Source organism: Parafrankia sp. BMG5.11, from assembly GCF_004337455.1.
On the sequence record NZ_SJXI01000118.1, the window covers coordinates 1 to 2,228 of the forward strand.

Sequence of the window (2,228 nt, forward strand, 5' to 3'; positions counted from 1 at the left end):
ACAGGCCGCGGACAGCCCGCGTTTCCTCCCGGTCCTGAAGAAGATCAAGGTGCGTGGACCGGTCGGCCGCCCCAGGACCCGGCCGGACGCGGTCGCCGGAGACAAGGCGTACTCCTCCCGCGCCAACCGCGCCCACCTGCGCACACGGAAGATCCGGGCGGTGATCCCGGAGAAGGCCGACCAGATGGCCAACCGTAAGAAGCGCGGCAGCGCCGGAGGCCGCCCGGTCAGCCACGACGCCACGCTCTACAAAGACCGCAACACCGTGGAGCGCGGCATCAACAAGATCAAGGAATGGCGGGGTCTGGCCACCCGCTACGACAAGACACCCGAAAGCTACGCCGCAGGACTCCACCTGCGCGGATCCATCCTCTGGCTACGCACCCTGCCAACCCCATGATCCGAACTTGGAACAGACCCTAGTGAGCTACTCGATGCCTCGGTGCCGGTGCTGGTGCGTTGACCAACGCTGTCCGGGCTGCCAGGGCCGTCTGCCTGATGCGGCAGCAGATTGTCCCGGCTGTCCCGGACATGCGCCCTGGACACGAGTACGGCCCGCCCCGGCGAGTACCAGGACGGGGCCGTACCGAGGATGAGTCAGGACGCGATCGCTGTCCGGCCGTCCTCGTCGTGACGACCTCGAGGGACGACCGGTCCGGGTCGCAAGGCCCGGACCTGGGCAGCGCGGGGCCACACCCCGACCGTGCGGGTGTCCGGGAAGGGCTCGGGGCGAGTGTCGATGGCAGCCCTGGTCTGTTACCGGCCTGGTCAGCGACCCCGGCTGTTCTACCGGGTGCTGACCCACCACGGCCGTAAAGGCGAGCGCCGCAGCTTCTCCGAGGCGGAAGGACGGCATGATGATGGCGTCGCGGACCTGACCGGGGCCGGGTGGCCGCCGTGACCGGCCGAGGGATGAATGGCGGCGGGAGGTAGCCCGTGGTGGATGCCGAGGGGCTGCCCGCGGGCCCGGTCGTGGACGCCTGGATGCAGCACCCCACGGTCCGGTTCCTGCGCGAGGACATGTTCGCGTCGCTGCACCGGTGGACTGGCGCCGCGGAGCCAACCGGCGAACTGCCCCTGGACGCGACCGTCCGGGCACTCGACGACGGCGGGGTTGACCGGGGGCTGATCTGCGCCTGGTACGGCCCGGCCGGTCCACTGATCTCCAACGACGAGGTGGACGCCTGCGTCCGGGCTCGACCAGACCGGTTCCGCGGCGTCGCCTCCGTCGACATCCGCTACCCGGTCGCCGCCATCGGCGAACTCCGCCGTGCCGTGCAGGACCTGGGGTTCGTCGCGCTGCGGATCGTGCCGTGGCTGTGGGGGCTGCCGCCAAACGATCGGCGGTACTACCCGCTGTTCGCCACCTGCGTCGAGCTGGGTATCCCGTTCTGCACCCAGGTCGGGCACACCGGCCCGCTGCGCACCTCGGAGACCGGGCGGCCGATCCCGTACCTCGACGACGTGGCACTGGAATTCCCGGAGCTCGTCATCGTCGCCGGACACATCGGCTACCCGTGGACCAACGAGATGATCGCGCTCGCGACGAAATACCCGAACGTCTACATCGACACCTCCGCCTACGCCGCCCACCGGTATCCCCCGGAGCTGGTCGCCTACCTACGGGAGCACGGCCGGGCCAAGGTCCTGTTCGGGACGAACTATCCGATGATCACTCCGCGGCGGGCTCTCGAACGCCTTGGCGAGCTCGGTCTCGACAGCGAGACTCGGGCGGCGTTCCTCGGCGGGAACGCCACCAGGGTGTTCCGCATCTAAAGCGTCAGTGCGGGTCAGACGCCCGCGCCGAAGGCAGGCTACGGGCGCAGGCCGATCAGCCGGCGGGTGGCCCGCTCGTACACCGGCCAGGGCAGCGCTGCGCGCAACGCGAGCTTGATCCAGGCGTCGGTGCCGACCGGGTGGCGCAGCCGGCGGCGGCGCGTGGTGGCCGCCGCCGCGATGACGTGGGCGACCTCGTCGGGGTCACGTAGATGGTTGGCGATGTAGTCGCCGTAGAACTCGCGCAGTTTGACGAAGTCGCCCGCATAGGGCGAGTGCACGGGCACGGGGGCGTTCAGCATGGGCGAGTCGTAGATGGCCGTTCGGTAGGAGCCTGTGGGGCTCCAGAACCCCGATTTGGGCGGTGACCTGCACGTTTGCCTGCCGGACTGGGCCTGTGTCGGGCAGGCTGGATGGTCATGGTGTGGTCGCTGCTCCACGCCCTGACACGG

At 69.7% G+C, this 2,228-nt stretch carries 4 protein-coding genes; 3 read left to right on the forward strand and 1 reads right to left on the reverse strand.

The genetic code is table 11. The features are described 5' to 3' along the window. From E0504_RS45830 to E0504_RS45835, 3 genes are all read left to right on the forward strand, one after another. On the forward strand, window positions 1-400 hold a 400-nt coding region (locus E0504_RS45830; protein WP_165938839.1), incomplete at its 5' end, for a transposase. Window positions 401-739: 339 nt separating this feature from the next. Beyond that, window positions 740-901, forward strand: coding sequence for a hypothetical protein (locus E0504_RS50970; RefSeq protein ID WP_020460653.1), 162 nt, complete (start codon window positions 740-742; stop codon window positions 899-901). Window positions 902-984: 83 nt separating this feature from the next. Then, entirely contained in the window at window positions 985-1,776 is a 792-nt protein-coding gene (locus E0504_RS45835) for an amidohydrolase family protein (protein ID WP_071060749.1), read from the forward strand. Between the two features lie 38 nt (window positions 1,777-1,814). Here E0504_RS45835 and E0504_RS45840 read toward each other — a convergent pair whose 3' ends face one another. Further along, window positions 1,815-2,078 (reverse strand): hypothetical protein, encoded by a 264-nt coding sequence (locus E0504_RS45840; protein ID WP_112109265.1) that lies wholly within the window; start codon window positions 2,076-2,078, stop codon window positions 1,815-1,817. Between the last annotated feature and the right edge of the window lie 150 nt (window positions 2,079-2,228).